This is a genomic window from Rhodococcus sp. 14-2470-1a (assembly GCF_002259425.1).
Classification (GTDB): Bacteria; Actinomycetota; Actinomycetes; order Mycobacteriales; family Mycobacteriaceae; genus Rhodococcoides; species Rhodococcoides fascians_E.
Window position 1 is genome coordinate 1 of sequence record NZ_NPFZ01000018.1, and the last position, 14,971, is coordinate 14,971.

Here is a 14,971-nt window from a genome sequence, read left to right on the forward strand (position 1 = left end):
GGTCCCATTCCGAACCCGGAAGCTAAGCCCTCCAGCGCCGATGGTACTGCACCCGACAGGGTGTGGGAGAGTAGGACACCGCCGAACACACTTTCACAGCACACCCCCGGGAACCACACGGTCCCCGGGGGTGTTCTGCATACCCCAACAAAAAACACCCCACCGCACACACCTACGAGCCACCGGTCGCCTACGTGCCGGACGCTCACCCCGTGCTAGCACTACGCCGTGCATCCGACACCGGACAGCGACCACCCACTAAAAACACCCCCCGAATGTGCGCTGACACCACCCCCACACGCACAACAGGAGGGTGAATCCACGACCGCTCCGCCAACAGAGACACAGACGCATACCCACGGAAACACCCCCCGAATGTGCGCCCACACCACCCCCACACGCACAACATGAGGTCACCCCGCCGCTCTAAGGTACACAGCCGCTCACGCACGTGCCACATGGTCACCGACGCTGCTGTCGACGGCACTCCGATTGCCCGCGACCCGATGACGAGCCGGCGCGATGTGCCGTGAAATTTAATTCGGTGGCGCCTGTGAGAGTTGTGCAGCATGATGGTGCACGGAACACGGCGAGTACATGGACCGAAAGGGGTGCGACTTGGTGAGAGAACTCAAAAACATTGCCGGGCATCCGTTTACGGTGTCCCGTGCCGCACTCTCGTTCGAGTAGCGACGTCCATTCCGCTATTCGTATTCGCAGGGCATTCGGCGTCTTCGCCTGTCCTGATCATGCTGGGCTGCAAAGCTATTCGAGGAGTTCCCATGTATCTGTACGAGAACGTAATCCGTGAACACGAACTGCGCGTTGCGAAGTCGTTGGAACGGTACCGGAAGAAGAAGGGTGAGGACGGCGAGCATACGGACAACTACCCGTTGTTCGCTACCGCTCGCCGGGCGATCCGGGAGAAGTGAGCAGGTCGCCGAAGTTGTCTGCGTTCGTTTCGATGAATTCGCGGACGAACCAGCAGGACGGCTGAACGAACAGTTCGTGCGAGCGGGTGTCGTTCAACGCGTATTCCGTCAGTACCGCGGCGTACCCTCTGCCGCGGTACTGGGGGAGTGTCACGGTGTGGAAGAAATTGCGGGTGTCTCCGACGTCGAAGTACTCGGATACCGCGGCAACTTCGGTGTCCGAGTACAACACGAATCTGCTTCTTTCGGCGTCGTGCTCGGCCCGTACGTTCATGCGTCGATTGTGCACGGTATCCACGTGAGGCGCCGGACCACTAGGCTGAGGTCAGATTCCCGAGTCGTGCGCGTGCTACCCGTCGTAGGCACCTCTCTTCATCTGCACGGGTAGGCAGAACAGAGGTAGCACCGTGGAAGACGTTTCGGAGCAGGGCATACGCGCATTCATCGAAGCGGTGGTGATGCACGGGGGTCGCGCTGAGCGGCTCACCACGTCGCGTCGCAATCCGGTCCAGGTGTGGGCAGTCGACGGTTCCAGCTGCGTGGTCCGAGTCAGGTCCAAGGTGGAGGGTGACTGGAAGGCGCGTCGGCAGGACGAGTCGCTGGCCACCGATGACACCGGCTCGACGTACTGGGTGTTCGTGGATCTGGGCAAGTCGGATCCGTCTTTTTTTATGGTGTCGTCAGAGGAAATGGCCGCGGACATCAGGGGCGAGGTCGATCTATGGGTGCAGGATTCTCCGTTGCGCTCTCGTACCGGACACCACGCAATCGCTGTCGGCCGGGTGCAACACGGTCACGACAGGTGGAGTCTTCTGGGGTTGAACGTCGACGCTGACCCGACGCTGGCAGAAGCAGCGCACTCCGCGGCGTCTCATCGCGTCGGCAAGAAGACCCGGCGAACGGATGCAAAGCGTTCCGCGTCGGTCGAAGAGGTTATCGACCTGCGCGTTCGTGTCGTTGCCGACTTCGACGGCTACCGGCTCAGTGCGCGGTACGACCCCGACAGTTCGCGCCTCGAGATCGTGCGTGGACCGATGGAGGGCCGTAGATTCGAAGATCCCACCGAGGCCGCCAGTGCCGTCGCGACACATATCAGCGGCGATGCGCAGGTCTGCGACGGTTGGAAATTCTGGGAGCTCGACACCCCTGAACGCGCGCCGCTCGGGTCGCTTCTGTAGGTCACAAGTGGACCGACCGTTCTGTTGTGAACGGTCATAGCAATCCCAGAAACAGCGGATCGATCAGGTTCTACTCCCTATCGTGGGTGAAGTTCCTGTTTGTTATCGAGACGTTCGACACCCCTCGCACGGCAAGGTCCCCGGCGGATCCGCTGCCCAGCTACGTCGGCGTCTCGGTCCGTTGAGTTCGATGGCGACGACGAGTGGCGTTGTCGACCAGGGAGGCAAAGTTCCGTGGAGCATTCGTTTCGATCCCCATCGCTGCACGCATCGCGTTTCGTCATCCTTGTTGCGCAATTCGTGGACCGACGGATCTCGGCCGACCACTTTTCCGCTCAGTTCCGGGCCCTGGAAAGCAGCGACTCCGGATACCTCGAGCGTGACATCTCCATGATCGTTCGCAAACTGTCCGTCGACGTCGGCGCCTACCGTGGAGATGTCAACTTGCTGGGCGTCGACTTCATCGACAGCGAACAGCTGTGGCGTGCATCAGGAGAGGCCTTCCGGGACCTGCTGACCCTTCAGTCCGAGTTGCTCGGCCGCGAAGCCGGCTGATTCTTCTTGAACGTCTCCCGAAGTCGGACAAGATCTTCGAGGCGGAACCTGCGGTGAGTGCCGCGCATCTCGATCGCGAGGTCGCCCGCGTCGGCCAGTTTTCGGACGTAAGTGTCGGATACACCGAGGATCTCGGCTGCCTGCGACGTCGTCAGTAGCTCGCTCACCGGGCCCACCGTCACCGACGTACCCCCGGCGAGAAGTCGGAGCAGTTCCACGACAGCTCGTCGGCCCGACTCGTCGATGTCGAGTTCCACTCCATCGAGCGAAACAGTGGGTACGCGATCACCCGACTCCGCAATGCGGGCGGAAACCAACTGTGCATCAGGGTGCGACAACGCCGATGCAATGTACCGATGATCCATACCTCGAGCCTATCTGCAGGCTCTACTCCCATGCTGGGCATATTCTCTAGTTACCGCTACTAGAAGGAGTGTCCGTGCCGCAGTTGTTGCATCTAGATTCTTCCGCTGATCCTGTTGCGTCCGTGAGTCGAGCGGTGACCGCACATTTTTCGGACACCTGGCATTCGCTCGGTGCCGATCATTCTGTGATCTATCGGGATCTGCATCGCAATCCGCCGCCTCATCTGCCGACGTCCGCGTTGCACTGGGCGCCGCATCTGAGAACTTCGGACGAGATTGCGCCGCCGGAGGCGGAGGCGTTGCAGAAGGAACTGATCGACGAGTTGGTGTCCGCGGATGTGCTTCTCGTCGGTGCGCCGATGTACAACTGGTCCGTTCCGTCGACTCTCAAAGCGTGGATCGATTACATCCACGTTCCGGGCATCACCGTGCCGTTCGACGCGCCGACTCGGCCTCTCGAAGGCAAGCCGGTTGTCGTGGTGTCGTCGCGAGGCAACCAGTACGGCCCGGGAACGCCGGACTTCGGTGCCGATCACACGGTGCCGCAGTTGCAGCAGGTGCTCGGTGTGGCGTTGGGGATGGAGGTCTTCGTCGTGACCGTGGACCTGACGCTCGCCTCCCGGGTTCCGGCGATGGCGGCGTTGACTCCGCAGGCGGAAGCGAGCCTCGCGGACGCACGATCCGCAGTGGCAGCTCTAGCGTCCCGACTGGGTTCGTGACCGACGTGCGCTGACGAGTACGTCGATCAGTTCCGACTCGACGGCAGCGAATTCGGGTGTCGTGACGACCATCGGCTCACGTGGCCTCGGCAGGGGAACGGCGACTTGGCGTCGGACATGGGCCGGTTTGTCGGACAGAACCACCACGCGATCCGAGAGGTACACGGCCTCTCGGATGTCGTGCGTGATCATCAGTACCGTCCAGCGGTAGCGAAGCCAGACGTCCTGCAACCATTCCTGCATGTCTGTTCGGGTCAGCGAGTCCAACGCGCCGAACGGTTCGTCGAGCAGGAGTAGGTCGTGGCCTTGAACGACGGTCCGGAGGAGTGCGGCGCGCTGGCGCATTCCCCCGGACATCTCCGAGGGCCGAGCGTTCTCGTAACCAGCGAGTCCGAAGACGTCGAACAGCTCCCGAGCCCGGGTACGCGCCTCTTTCTTCGGAACGCCCTGCACCTCGAGGCCGAGGGTCGTGTTGTCCAGCACCGACCGCCAGGGGAACAGCAGGTCTTTCTGCGGCATGTAGGCACTGCGGGGTGCTTCGACGACACCCCCGTCCGGCGAGTCGAGGCCGGCCACCATGTTGAAGATGGTGCTCTTGCCGGATCCGCTCGGGCCGATCACCGACACGAATTCACCGGGTTCGACGTCGAAGTCGATGCCGTCCAGGATCGTGCGGTTGCCGTAGGACTTCGTCAGGCCTGCCACGTGCACTCTGCTCATCGCGGCTGTTCCTCTCGTCCCCGTTCGTCGCGAGCCCAGGGTATGAACAGTCTCTCGACGACGTACGTCAGCAAGAAGAGCAGGACGCTGATGACGGCGGTGACGAGGACGGCAGCGAGCACCAGATCGGTACGAAACGAGTTCTTCTGCTGGCTCATGTAGATGCCGAGGCCCGCGCTCGCGCCGGCATATTCCGCGAAGATCGCACCGACGACGGCGTAGGTGATGCCGATTCGGAGCGAGGTGAAGAACCGCGGCATCGCCGACGGTAGACGCACGTATCTGAACTGCTGCCAGCGGCCGGCTCCCATGCTCGACAGGAGCGCTCGGGCGTCGCGATCGGCCGAGGCGAAGCCCTCGATCAGGCCGATTGCCATGGGAAAGAAGGTCGCCAACGCAATGACGAGGATTTTCGGAAGCAAGCCGAACCCGAACCAGATGATCAGCAGGGGCGCGATCGCGATGATCGGCAGTGTCTGCGACACCACGAACAACGGAACGACTGCTCGACGCAGCCAGGGCGAGAAGTCGACGGCGACAGCGAGAATCCAGGCGACGACGCAGGATACGGTGAAGCCGATGACCGTGACCTGCAGTGTCGCTGCAGCATTGGCCGCGATCGCGTCTCGATGCGCCCATCCCTGACTCAGGATTCGCGTGGGTGAGGGAAGTACCTGAGGCCGAATTCCACTGACGGTGACGTAGATCTGCCACACCGCGACGAGGACGACGACGATGGTTGCCGACGGCAGGGCCCAGCGAACGAGAGCCCGCCCGTCCGCTCCGGCAGTCGGCCATCGCCTGACACCGCGTGCGGCCGGAGACGCCTCGGAAGACGCGTCGCCGATCGCCGAGGTAGTCATTCGGCGACGTACTCGTCGGTGAAGTACGTGGACCAGTCGGGCTCGGACGTGAGCGGCGCACCGTTCTCGTCCACCAGAACCCCGTTGTCGTACAGGAACTTCGAGTACTCGGTCCATTTGTCGATGTTCTGTGTGCCGACTTCGCCGTCGCCGTCGCGCATGTACTTGTCCGCCAACATCCGTTGGCTCTCGAAGACCAACGATTCGTCGGTGAAGGTTCCCGGGTTGGCGTCGATGACGTCCTGGGCGGCGCGATCGGGGTCGTCGGCCGCGAGCTGGTATCCGCGTTGAAGCGCCTGGACGAACTTTCCGGCTTCGTCGGGGTTGTCGGCCAGCCAGTTCTCGTTGCCGCTGATGGTGATCGCATACGCGTCGGGGAATTCGTAGTCGGTGTTCTCGAAGTATTTCATCGGAGTCCCGCTGTGCTCGGCTTCGATGCCTTCCCATGCGAGATAGGAGACGGTGAAGTCCGCAGTACCGGAGTACACGGCTTCGTACGCCGACGTCCCCAGAACCACGGTCTCGTATTCGCCTCTACCGCCGTCGTTCTGGATGACCTGTCGGAGCCCTGCTTTCTCACCGGTGTCACCGAAGCCCGCGTACACTTTGCCGTCCAATGCCTTGGGGCTCGGAATGTCGTCACGGTCTGCGCGTACACCGATTGCCGTCGCCCAGTGTTGCAGGGGGGCGAGCACCGAAACGATCTGCGCACCGGCGGCTTTCGCGAAGACGGTGGAGCTCTGCGTGCTGATCCCGAACTCCGCGTTACCGGAATCGACGAGGGTGTCCGACGAAGTGTTGTTGTACGGCAACACCTCTACGTTCAACCCTGCGTCCGCGAAGTAGCCCTCCTGGAGGGCAACGTACAAGCCGGTGTGATTGGTGTTGGGTGTCCAGTCGAGCGCGAACCTGATGGTGTCCGAATCGTTCGTTTGCGCGCACGAGGTCAGGCCCGCCACGGAGATCGCGGCGCACGCAAGGGCGAGGAGACGTTTCATCGTGCCACCGGCCACGGCGTCGGGTGAAGTGCGGTGTCCCAGAACATCAGTTCGTACCGGGTGGCGACGCGAAACGCCTGCGTCATGGCGCGGCGCTGCACGTCCGTCGCCGCAGCAGCCGCGTCGTCGACGAGGGCGCGGGCGCCGTCGACGAGCGTGCGGAACTCGTCGGAATCGTACGTGGACACCCACCGTGCGTAGGGGTGTTCGGGATCGCGCTGCAGGACTTCCCGTGCCGCGAGCGACAAGCGAACTGCCACGTCGGCATAGATCCAGTAGCACGGAAGTACGGCCGCGGCCGCGACTGCGTAGGGCTCGGTCGCGGCGGTGGCGACGAGGTACGAGACGTAGCCGAGGCACGCCGGTGAATGTTCGATCTCGGCGCCGGGGCTCGGAAGCGCGTCGCTGGACAGCAGCGACGCATGAAGTGACGCTTCGGCGACGGCACCTGCCGCAGACGACGACCAGAACGCCGCGGTCTGCGTGTCCGGCGCTCTCGACGCCAGGATGGACAGGGCTTTGGCGTATCCGGCCAGGTAGAGCTCGTCCTGGGCGATGTACGTGCGGAACGCGTCCAGCGGAAGCGTGCCGTCACCGAGGAGCTCGAGGAACTCGAGATCGTCGATCGCGGCGCGCAGATCCGCCGTCGCGTCCCACAGGTGATCCGTGTAGCGACCGGAATCGCCGGGTTTTTCCGAGTGCACCGAGTGCACAGGCGTTGTCATCGCCTTGACATCCCTTCGTCAGCATTACCTGCATCAGGTTCGACGGGTGTGATCTCAGCATCCGCATGTACGGACGCACCCCGTGTCAGAACATCGCCGACCCTAGCACTCTCGTCGGCGATCCGTTACTGCATGTCCTCGAGCTCCTTGCCGTTGGTCTCGGGAATCTTCGATTTGACGAAGAAGAACGAGACTGCCGCCATGACGGCGAAGAATCCGTAGATCGCCCACAGGCCGATCGCCTGGGTGAGCGGCGGGAAGGCAAGTGTGACAGCGAAATTGGCCAGCCAGTTCGCGGCGGTTCCGATTCCGAGGGCGACGGCGCGCATACGGTTGGGGAACATCTCGCCGAGAAGAACCCACATGATGGGTCCCCACGTCGCGGCGAAGAAGATCACGAACAGGTTCGCTCCGACCAACGCGACGGCACCCCACGGGCTCGGGAGGGACACGTCGTCGCCACTGCCGATCTGTTGGGAGAACGAGATCGCTGCCATCAGCAGGCCGACGAACATGCCGACGGAACCGCCCAGGAGCAGTTTGCGTCGGCCGATTCGGTCGACGAACAGAATGGCCACGAAGGTCATCGTGACGTTGATGATCGAGGTGATGACCGACGTCGTGAACGACTGGTCCTCGGTGAAGCCGACGGACTTCCACAGGGTCGTCGAGTAGTAGAAGATCGCGTTGATGCCGACGAACTGTTGCAGGACGGCCATGACGATGCCGACCCACACGATCGGCTGGAGCCCGAACTTAGGGCCGCGGATGTCGGCGAACGAGGCCTTCTCCTCCTTGCGGAGAGTGAGGCGGATTTCGTGGACTCGCTCGTCGGGATGCAGTTCACCGGTGATGTTGGCGAGGATGTCGGCAGCTTCCTGGTCGAGGTGCTTGCCGACGAGGTAGCGAGGTGACTCGGGGATGGTGACTGCGAGCAGGCCGTAGATCAGGGCCGGTACGACGCCGACGAGGAACATCCAGCGCCAGGCTTCCTGGCCGAGCCAGAGGTCGTTGGACGCACCGTCCGCGGCGCCCTGCAGCAGGGCGTCGGAGAGAAGGGCGGCGAAAATCCCGAGGGTGATGGCGAGTTGCTGCAGTGACGCCAGACTTCCGCGCCATTTCGCGGGAGCGATCTCGGCGATGTAGGCGGGCGCGATGACGGAGGCGATACCGATACCGAGGCCGCCGAGGATGCGCCACAGGATCAGGTCGGGGACGCTGAAGGCGAGGCCCGATCCCAACGAGGAGATGGTGAACAGGGCCGAGCCCAGCACCATCACTTTCTTGCGGCCCCATCGATCGGCGAGCGAGCCCGCGAACCAGGCGCCGACGGCGCACCCGATCAGCGCGATGGCGACGACGAAGCCGGTGGTGAACGAGCCAAGTGAGAAACGGCCTTCGATGGCGTCGACGGCCCCGTTGATCACGGAGCTGTCGAAACCGAACAGGAAGCCGCCGACCGCGGCGGCGACGCTGACGCCTATGACTTTGGCGTTGCGTCGAGTCGGCGTGGTGGACATCGGGAAAACTCCTTCCCGGTCGGAGAGCTCTGTGCTCTCGGCCGCGACAGATGATCGTGCGGCGGTCTCGCCGTACGGCTGTCAGCTTATGCCCGGTCGTTCGCACTGCGAAACACACCGGTCACTTCAACTCGAACGCCGTGTCGGACACGGTGAAACCATGCCCTACCTGGTCGGTGCAGGAGACCCCGGCGAGCTCGTCGACCCTGCACGTGATGCCGTTCGACGTACCCGACCCGGGTATCGAGAGCGTTTCACCGTAGGGGAGCGGAGTGGCGATGGCGTCGAACCGATGGAACCGAGGGTCACCGGAGCTCAGGAATCGCGCCGCGGTGCCGGCCGTCAGCTCGATCGTGTTGGGAGCCACTCGAGAATCCGGAGCGCCGCTGCCCTCGACCCGGGGAGCAGTGGGCGGGAACTCGCCGTGACAGCCGGCGACCGACGCATCGGTGATGAACACGGCGCATTCGAATTTCCCGGTAGGGGAGGTGAAGTAGTAGAAACCGCTGAGCCCCTCGTAGCGAGCGGGGTCGGCGACTGCGGGCGTGGTGGTCGAGTTCGTCGTCGGCAGAGTGGTCGACGGCAGAGTGGTCGTCTGCGCGGGAGTTGTCGTGGCCGGGGGTGTGGTCGTCCGGATCACCGACGGCGGATCGGTGTCCACCGTCGCGAGCGGCGCCGTTGCGTTCCCCGACGACTGCGTGCTGCACCCGGACAGGAGGACGGCGGCAAGCCCGCACGCTGCACCAGCGTAGATCCGAACCCGCGTCATACGGCTCAGCATAAAGAACGTCGCGGACATGAACGACGATCCGCGCCGACGGGGAGTTGGTACGTTGGCGAACGCCGGTAGATCGTAGGAGGGGCCATGAGCGAGACGACATGCCAGGTGCGCACGCCCGACGGCGATGTGATCGGCCATCAGGACGGGTCGGTCCACGCGTGGAAGGGCATTCCCTACGCGGCGCCGACGGACGGTGAACATCGATTTCGATCCCCTCGCCCCGTCGAACCGTGGACACAGCCGCGGGACTGCCGGCACTTCGGGTCCGTCGCTCCGCAGGGCCTGGACAACCCGGTACCCATCGATCCCGACATCCCCATGTCGGAGGACTGCCTGTCGCTCAACGTGTGGGCGCCGGAGCCGGACGGAACCACGCGACCGGTCATGGTGTGGATTCACGGCGGCGCCTACTCGCTCGGGTCCTCGTCTCAGGCGGTGTACGACGGTCGGCGTCTCTCGGAAGTCGGCGACCTGGTGATCGTGACGATCAACTATCGGATCGGCGCGTTCGGATTCCTCGACCTGTCCTCGTTCTCCACCGACGACACGGTGTTCGAATCGAATCTGGGTTTGCGGGACATGATCGCGGCGCTCGAGTGGGTGCGCCGATCGATCGACGCGTTCGGCGGTGACCCGTCGAACGTGACGCTGTTCGGTGAATCGTCGGGTGGCGCGTCGGTGACGACGCTGATGACGTCGCCGAAGGCCGCGGGGTTGTTCCACCGCGCGATAGTGCAGAGCGCACCCGCGACGTCGGTGTACGGTCCCGACCGCGCTGCGCAGGTGGCGGGACGATTCCTCGAACTCGTCGACGTCACGCCGGATCGAATCCACGAGCTGAAGACCATCGAGTTCATGCGGCTCGTGGAGGCGGGCGACACGCTCTGTTACGAGATCCCGACGAAGGTGCCCGGCACACTCGGGCTCGCGCCGGTCGTCGACGGCGACATCGTGCCTCGGTATCCGGTCGCGGCGTTCCAGAAAGGGTTCGCCCACCGAATTCCGTTGATCATCGGAACCAACAACGACGAGGCGTCGATCTTCCGGTTGATGAAGTCGCCGCTGATGCCGGTCACCTCGGACACCGTGTCCGAGATGTTCCGGGCGATCGCGAACGACCACGCGGAACTGCCTGCTTTCCGCGTCGCCGAGATCATGTCGGCGTATCCGGAACGATCGAAGACCTCCGGGGCACTCGCGATGTCGACCGACGCGGGGTTCAAGATGCCCAGCCTCTGGATCGCCGACGCGCACAGCAGGCATTCGCCGGTCTGGATGTACCGGTTCGACCACGCGACGCCGATGCTGAAAGCCGCGCGGATCGGAGCCGGTCACGCAACGGAACTGCCCTACGTCTTCGGCAACTTCGGCACCCTGAACCGCGACCCGACGTTCTGGCTCGGTGGCCGCAAAGCTGCGACGGCCGTCTCGGCCCGTGTGATGAAGCGGTGGACGGCGTTCGCGCGTCACGGAGTTCCCGCAACGCTGGACGGCGCGAAACACTGGCCGCTGTACACCGAGCCGGCTCGTGCCACATTGGTGATCGACGGCCAGGACAACGTCGTCGACGACCCGGACGGGGAGACCAGGGTGGCGTGGGGTGACCGGGTACTCGGCTTCAGCTGACACACGTCGACCGAGCACGCTCGCGCCGCGGAAGGATTGAGTGTCCGACCTTCCGGTTACGTTCGGTACGTGCTGTTCACTCGAATCATCGACACCTCCTCGGCCGTCGGTGCCACGCGCTCCCGCAAGGCGAAGACCGAGGCTCTACGCCTGCTGCTCGCCGACCTGCAGTCCGCGGACGTGGAGGTCGTCGTGTCCTGGCTGTCAGGGGAGCTGCCGCAGGGCCGCATCGGGGTCGGGTGGCGCACTCTGGCAGACATCGACGTCCCGGCCGCTCCGGACGGTGTGCTGACGGTGAGCGAGGTCGACGACGCCATCACGGCCGTCGCGTCGACGTCGGGACCTGGCTCGGCCGCGCGGCGGCGTGAACTGCTGGTCGACCTCTGGGCGTCGGCGACCGGGGCGGAACGGAAGTTTCTCGTCGGCCTGATGACGGGTGAACTTCGCCAGGGTGCGCTCGAAGGAGTGATGACCGATGCGATCGCCAAGGCCGCCGGGTTGGATCCGGCGCCGGTGCGCCGGGCGTTCATGTTGTCCGGGCGTCTCGACGCGACCGCAGTTGCTGCGTTGAACGGTGGGGAGGAGGCACTGGCAGGCTTCGGTCTTCAGGTCGGAAGGCCGGTTCGTCCCATGCTCGCCTCGCCGGCGGAGACGCTGGCGTCCGCCTGGGCGGACATGGAGGGAGATGTGAGCGTCGAGTACAAGCTCGACGGTGCACGGATCCAGGTGCACAAGCTCGGAGACGACGTGCACATCTACACCAGGACGCTGCGCGAGATCACCGACGGCGTACCGGAATTGGTGGAGCTGATTCGCACACTTCCCTGTGAGTCCGTGGTGTTGGACGGTGAAACCCTTGCGCTGACCGACGGTGGGAGACCCCGGCCGTTCCAGGAGACGATGAGTCGGTTCGGCGCGCAGAGCGCACACGAATTGCTCTTGCAGCCGTACTTCTTCGACTGTATCCACCTCGACGGAGTGGACCTGTTGGACGAACCGCTCGAACGACGACTCGACGCCCTCGAGCGCGTGGCTCCGCAGCATCGGATCCCGTCCTTGGTGCGACCCGACGCGGATTCGGCCGCCGCTCACTTCGATGCGGCGTTGGACGCCGGTCACGAAGGGGTGATGATCAAGTCGCTGTCCTCGATCTACGCGGCCGGACGACGGGGAAAGGATTGGCAGAAGGTCAAACCCGAGCACACTCTCGACCTCGTCGTGTTGGCTGCGGAATGGGGCTACGGGCGACGCACCGGGTGGTTGTCCAACCTGCATCTGGGAGCGCGTGACCCGGACGGCGGTGACCCGATCATGGTCGGTAAGACGTTCAAAGGTCTCACCGATGCGTTGTTGCAGTGGCAGACCGAGGAATTTCTCGAGCACGAGCGATCGCGCGACGAGCACACCGTCTACCTGAACTCCGAACTGGTCGTGGAGATCGAGCTCGACGGCGCGCAGACCAGTAGCCGCTATCCGGGTGGTGTGGCACTGAGATTCGCACGCGTGCTGCGGTATCGGCCGGACAAGACCCCCGCGGATGCGGACACCATCGACGCCGTGCGGGCCCTGTTGATGCCGTCGACCTGAGTCGTTACCCGGCCGAAACGTCCTCACTTCATGTTGTAACACCATTGACCGCACGTGTACCTCGTGGATCACTTATGTTGAACAGGCCCATCGAGAACGAGGGACGGAAGTGGTCAGCCATGACGACAGTTCGAGCGGCTCTGGTCCAGACCAACTGGACCGGCGACAAGCAGACGATGATCGAGGCGCACGAGGGATACGCGCGCAGTGCGGCCGAACAAGGGGCGAAGGTCGTCTGCTTCCAGGAGTTGTTCTACGGCCCGTATTTCTGCCAGGTGCAGGACTCGAAGTTCTACGACTACGCCGAGTCGGTTCCGGGACCCACCGTCGACAGGTTCGCGGCACTGGCGAAGGAATTGGGCATCGTCATGATCCTGCCGGTCTACGAGCAGGAACAACCGGGCATGCTCTACAACACCGCGGCCGTGGTCGACGCTGATGGTACCTACCTGGGGAAATACCGCAAACACCACATCCCGCACGTGAACGGTTTCTGGGAGAAGTTCTACTTTCGGCCCGGCAACCTGGGCTGGCCGGTGTTCGACACCGCAGTAGGTCGCATCGGCGTCTACATCTGCTACGACCGGCACTTTCCGGAAGGGTGGCGTGCGTTGGGTCTCGCCGGAGCCGAGATCGTGTTCAATCCGTCGGCCACCTCGCGCGGGTTGTCCAACTACCTCTGGAAACTCGAGCAGCCGGCGTCGGCGGTGGCCAACGAGTACTACATCGGAGCCATCAACCGCGTCGGCATCGAGGAGTACGGCGACGACGACTTCTACGGCACCAGCTACTTCGTCGACCCCGAAGGCAAGTTCGTCGGTGACGTCGCCTCGGACAGCGAGCCCGAGTTGATCGTGCGTGACCTGGAGATGGATCTCATCAAGACGGTCCGTGACCGGTGGGCGTTCTATCGGGACCGCAGACCCGACGCCTACGCGCCGCTGGTGGAGCCATGACCGCCGGCCGGAGGTGCTGAGATGGGGACGACGTTCGTTCACGGAGGCACAGTCGTCTCGCCGACGGGTGCCCAACCGCTCGATGTGCTGATCGACGGTGGCACCATCGTCGCTGTGCTGCAACCAGGTTCGACGGTGCTCGCTGCCGACCTGACCCAGACGGCGGACACGGTGATCGACGCGACCGGGAAATACGTGCTCCCCGGTGGAGTCGACGGGCACACGCACATGGAGATGCCGTTCGGGGGCACGTTCGCATCGGACACGTTCGAGACCGGCACCCGGGCCGCAGCGTGGGGCGGCACCACCACCATCGTCGATTTCGCCATCCAGACTCCAGGGCAACGAGTTCAGGACACGCTGGCGCAGTGGCACGAGAAAGCTGCCGGGCGCTGTGCGATCGACTACGGGTTTCACCAGATCATCGGCGACGTGGACAGTGATTCGCTGAAAGCGATGAGCGAGTTGGTGTCCGAAGGTGTCACCAGCTTCAAACTGTTCATGGCGTATCCGGGCGTGTTCTACTCCGACGACGGAAAAATACTGCGCGCCATGCAGACCGCAGCGGAGACCGGTGCGCTGCTGATGATGCACGCCGAGAACGGGATCGCCATCGACGTGCTCGTCGCACAGTCGGTGGCGCGCGGCGACACCACACCGTACTTTCACGGCACCTCGCGACCGTGGCAGTTGGAGGAAGAAGCAACCCACCGTGCCATCATGCTGGCGAACGTCACCGGAGCCCCGCTGTACGTCGTACACGTCTCCGCGAAGCAGGCACTGGAACAGATCGCGGTCGCACGAGGCAACGGGCAGAACGTGTTTGCCGAGACCTGCCCGCAGTATCTGTACCTCTCGCTCGAAGAGCAGCTCGGCGCGCCGGGATTCGACGGCGCCAAATGGGTGTGCTCGACGCCGTTGAGATCCCGCGCCGAAGGCCACCAGGACGAATTATGGCGCTACCTACGAACGGGGGACGTCGCCACCGTCAGCACCGACCACTGCCCGTTCTGCATGAAGGACCAGAAGGAAATGGGCATCGGTGACTTCTCCAAGATTCCCAACGGAATCGGATCCGTCGAGCACCGCATGGACCTGATGTTCCAGGGGGTGAAGAACGGCAGGATCACCCTGGAGAAGTGGGTGGACGTCTGCTGCACCACGCCCGCGCGCATGTTCGGCATGTACCCGAGGAAGGGCATCGTCTCGCCCGGTGCGGACGGTGACCTCGTGATCTACGACCCGAACGGCCACACCAGCATCGGACTCGGAAAGACGCACCACATGAACATGGACTATTCCGCCTACGAGGGCTTCGAGATCGACGGACACGTCGACACGGTGATCTCCCGCGGCAAGGTGATCGTCGACGGCGGCGAATATCGTGGTTCGGCCGGAGACGGGCGGTTCGTGAAGCGCGAGCTGTCGCAGAATCTCGTGTGACCG

14 protein-coding genes, 1 rRNA gene, 1 pseudogene and 1 riboswitch are annotated in these 14,971 nt (G+C 63.8%); of the genes and pseudogenes, 8 read left to right on the forward strand and 8 right to left on the reverse strand.

All coding sequences use genetic code 11. The features are described 5' to 3' along the window. Positions 1-87, forward strand: a 5S ribosomal RNA gene (rrf, locus tag CH292_RS09515); the annotation flags it as partial. An 813-nt stretch (positions 88-900) separates the two neighbouring features. On the opposite strand, the gene CH292_RS09520 is transcribed toward rrf, so the two are convergent. Further along, positions 901-1,206, reverse strand: coding sequence for a GNAT family N-acetyltransferase (locus tag CH292_RS09520; RefSeq protein WP_020113110.1), 306 nt, complete (start codon positions 1,204-1,206; stop codon positions 901-903). Between the two features lie 133 nt (positions 1,207-1,339). Between CH292_RS09520 and CH292_RS09525 the strand changes: the two genes are divergently transcribed. Then, positions 1,340-2,110 carry a hypothetical protein gene (locus CH292_RS09525; protein ID WP_026348138.1) on the forward strand — a complete coding sequence of 257 codons (771 nt, stop codon included), beginning with the start codon at positions 1,340-1,342 and terminating at the stop codon, positions 2,108-2,110. 234 nt (positions 2,111-2,344) lie between these two features. After that, positions 2,345-2,665 carry a hypothetical protein gene (locus tag CH292_RS09530; protein WP_019667153.1) on the forward strand — a complete coding sequence of 107 codons (321 nt, stop codon included), beginning with the start codon at positions 2,345-2,347 and terminating at the stop codon, positions 2,663-2,665. Here CH292_RS09530 and CH292_RS09535 read toward each other — a convergent pair. Then, a complete protein-coding gene (locus CH292_RS09535) occupies positions 2,632-3,030 on the reverse strand; it encodes a helix-turn-helix domain-containing protein (protein ID WP_019667154.1) in 399 nt (132 codons plus the stop codon). The genes CH292_RS09530 and CH292_RS09535 overlap by 34 nt on opposite strands. Positions 3,031-3,104: 74 nt before the next feature. On the opposite strand from CH292_RS09535, the gene CH292_RS09540 reads away from it, so the two are divergent. Then, on the forward strand, positions 3,105-3,749 hold the full coding sequence (locus tag CH292_RS09540; RefSeq protein WP_027499055.1) for an FMN-dependent NADH-azoreductase: 645 nt from the start codon (positions 3,105-3,107) through the stop codon (positions 3,747-3,749). On the opposite strand, the gene CH292_RS09545 is transcribed toward CH292_RS09540, so the two are convergent. The 6 genes and pseudogenes from CH292_RS09545 to CH292_RS09570 all read right to left on the reverse strand — a co-directional run bounded on the left by CH292_RS09545 (position 3,726) and on the right by CH292_RS09570 (position 9,344). Next, the gene (locus tag CH292_RS09545; protein WP_019667156.1) at positions 3,726-4,469 is read right to left on the reverse strand and encodes an ABC transporter ATP-binding protein; all 744 of its coding nucleotides are present in this window, start codon (positions 4,467-4,469) and stop codon (positions 3,726-3,728) included. The two genes, CH292_RS09540 and CH292_RS09545, sit on opposite strands and share 24 nt — an antisense overlap. Continuing rightward, positions 4,466-5,332 (reverse strand): ABC transporter permease, encoded by an 867-nt coding sequence (locus tag CH292_RS09550; protein WP_020113113.1) that lies wholly within the window; start codon positions 5,330-5,332, stop codon positions 4,466-4,468. Before CH292_RS09550 ends, CH292_RS09545 begins: the two co-directional genes overlap by 4 nt. Beyond that, positions 5,329-6,330 carry an ABC transporter substrate-binding protein gene (locus CH292_RS09555; protein ID WP_179277943.1) on the reverse strand — a complete coding sequence of 334 codons (1,002 nt, stop codon included), beginning with the start codon at positions 6,328-6,330 and terminating at the stop codon, positions 5,329-5,331. Before CH292_RS09555 ends, CH292_RS09550 begins: the two co-directional genes overlap by 4 nt. Next, positions 6,327-7,055, reverse strand: a complete 729-nt coding sequence (locus CH292_RS09560) for a TenA family protein (RefSeq protein WP_179277944.1) — start codon at positions 7,053-7,055, stop codon at positions 6,327-6,329. Before CH292_RS09560 ends, CH292_RS09555 begins: the two co-directional genes overlap by 4 nt. Continuing rightward, positions 7,049-7,148: riboswitch (TPP riboswitch) on the reverse strand. Its footprint overlaps the gene before it by 7 nt. A gap of 32 nt (positions 7,149-7,180) precedes the next feature. Beyond that, a pseudogene (locus CH292_RS09565) lies at positions 7,181-8,623 on the reverse strand (sugar porter family MFS transporter); the annotation flags it as partial. 73 nt (positions 8,624-8,696) lie between these two features. Then, positions 8,697-9,344: a hypothetical protein gene (locus tag CH292_RS09570; protein ID WP_244164757.1), complete on the reverse strand. Its 648-nt coding sequence runs from the start codon at positions 9,342-9,344 to the stop codon at positions 8,697-8,699. A 96-nt stretch (positions 9,345-9,440) separates the two neighbouring features. On the opposite strand from CH292_RS09570, the gene CH292_RS09575 reads away from it, so the two are divergent. From CH292_RS09575 to hydA, 4 genes are all read left to right on the forward strand, one after another. Then, positions 9,441-10,982, forward strand: a complete 1,542-nt coding sequence (locus CH292_RS09575) for a carboxylesterase/lipase family protein (protein WP_020113117.1) — start codon at positions 9,441-9,443, stop codon at positions 10,980-10,982. 69 nt (positions 10,983-11,051) lie between these two features. Continuing rightward, entirely contained in the window at positions 11,052-12,569 is a 1,518-nt protein-coding gene (locus tag CH292_RS09580; RefSeq protein ID WP_094654561.1) for an ATP-dependent DNA ligase, read from the forward strand. Between the two features lie 119 nt (positions 12,570-12,688). Beyond that, positions 12,689-13,525 (forward strand): nitrilase-related carbon-nitrogen hydrolase, encoded by an 837-nt coding sequence (locus tag CH292_RS09585; protein ID WP_037140411.1) that lies wholly within the window; start codon positions 12,689-12,691, stop codon positions 13,523-13,525. A 21-nt stretch (positions 13,526-13,546) separates the two neighbouring features. Further along, the gene (hydA, locus tag CH292_RS09590; protein ID WP_094654562.1) at positions 13,547-14,968 is read left to right on the forward strand and encodes a dihydropyrimidinase; all 1,422 of its coding nucleotides are present in this window, start codon (positions 13,547-13,549) and stop codon (positions 14,966-14,968) included. Positions 14,969-14,971: the final 3 nt, after the last annotated feature.

Coding starts and splice junctions, on each gene's coding strand:
- CH292_RS09550 (WP_020113113.1), bottom strand. CDS start 5,332: ATGACTACCTCGGCGATCGGCGACGCGTCTTCCGAGGCGTCTCCGGCC.
- CH292_RS09535 (WP_019667154.1), bottom strand. CDS start 3,030: ATGGATCATCGGTACATTGCATCGGCGTTGTCGCACCCTGATGCACAG.
- CH292_RS09520 (WP_020113110.1), bottom strand. CDS start 1,206: ATGAACGTACGGGCCGAGCACGACGCCGAAAGAAGCAGATTCGTGTTG.
- CH292_RS09575 (WP_020113117.1), top strand. CDS start 9,441: ATGAGCGAGACGACATGCCAGGTGCGCACGCCCGACGGCGATGTGATC.
- CH292_RS09555 (WP_179277943.1), bottom strand. CDS start 6,330: ATGAAACGTCTCCTCGCCCTTGCGTGCGCCGCGATCTCCGTGGCGGGC.
- CH292_RS09560 (WP_179277944.1), bottom strand. CDS start 7,055: ATGACAACGCCTGTGCACTCGGTGCACTCGGAAAAACCCGGCGATTCC.
- hydA (WP_094654562.1), top strand. CDS start 13,547: ATGGGGACGACGTTCGTTCACGGAGGCACAGTCGTCTCGCCGACGGGT.
- CH292_RS09570 (WP_244164757.1), bottom strand. CDS start 9,344: ATGACGCGGGTTCGGATCTACGCTGGTGCAGCGTGCGGGCTTGCCGCC.
- CH292_RS09545 (WP_019667156.1), bottom strand. CDS start 4,469: ATGAGCAGAGTGCACGTGGCAGGCCTGACGAAGTCCTACGGCAACCGC.
- CH292_RS09585 (WP_037140411.1), top strand. CDS start 12,689: ATGACGACAGTTCGAGCGGCTCTGGTCCAGACCAACTGGACCGGCGAC.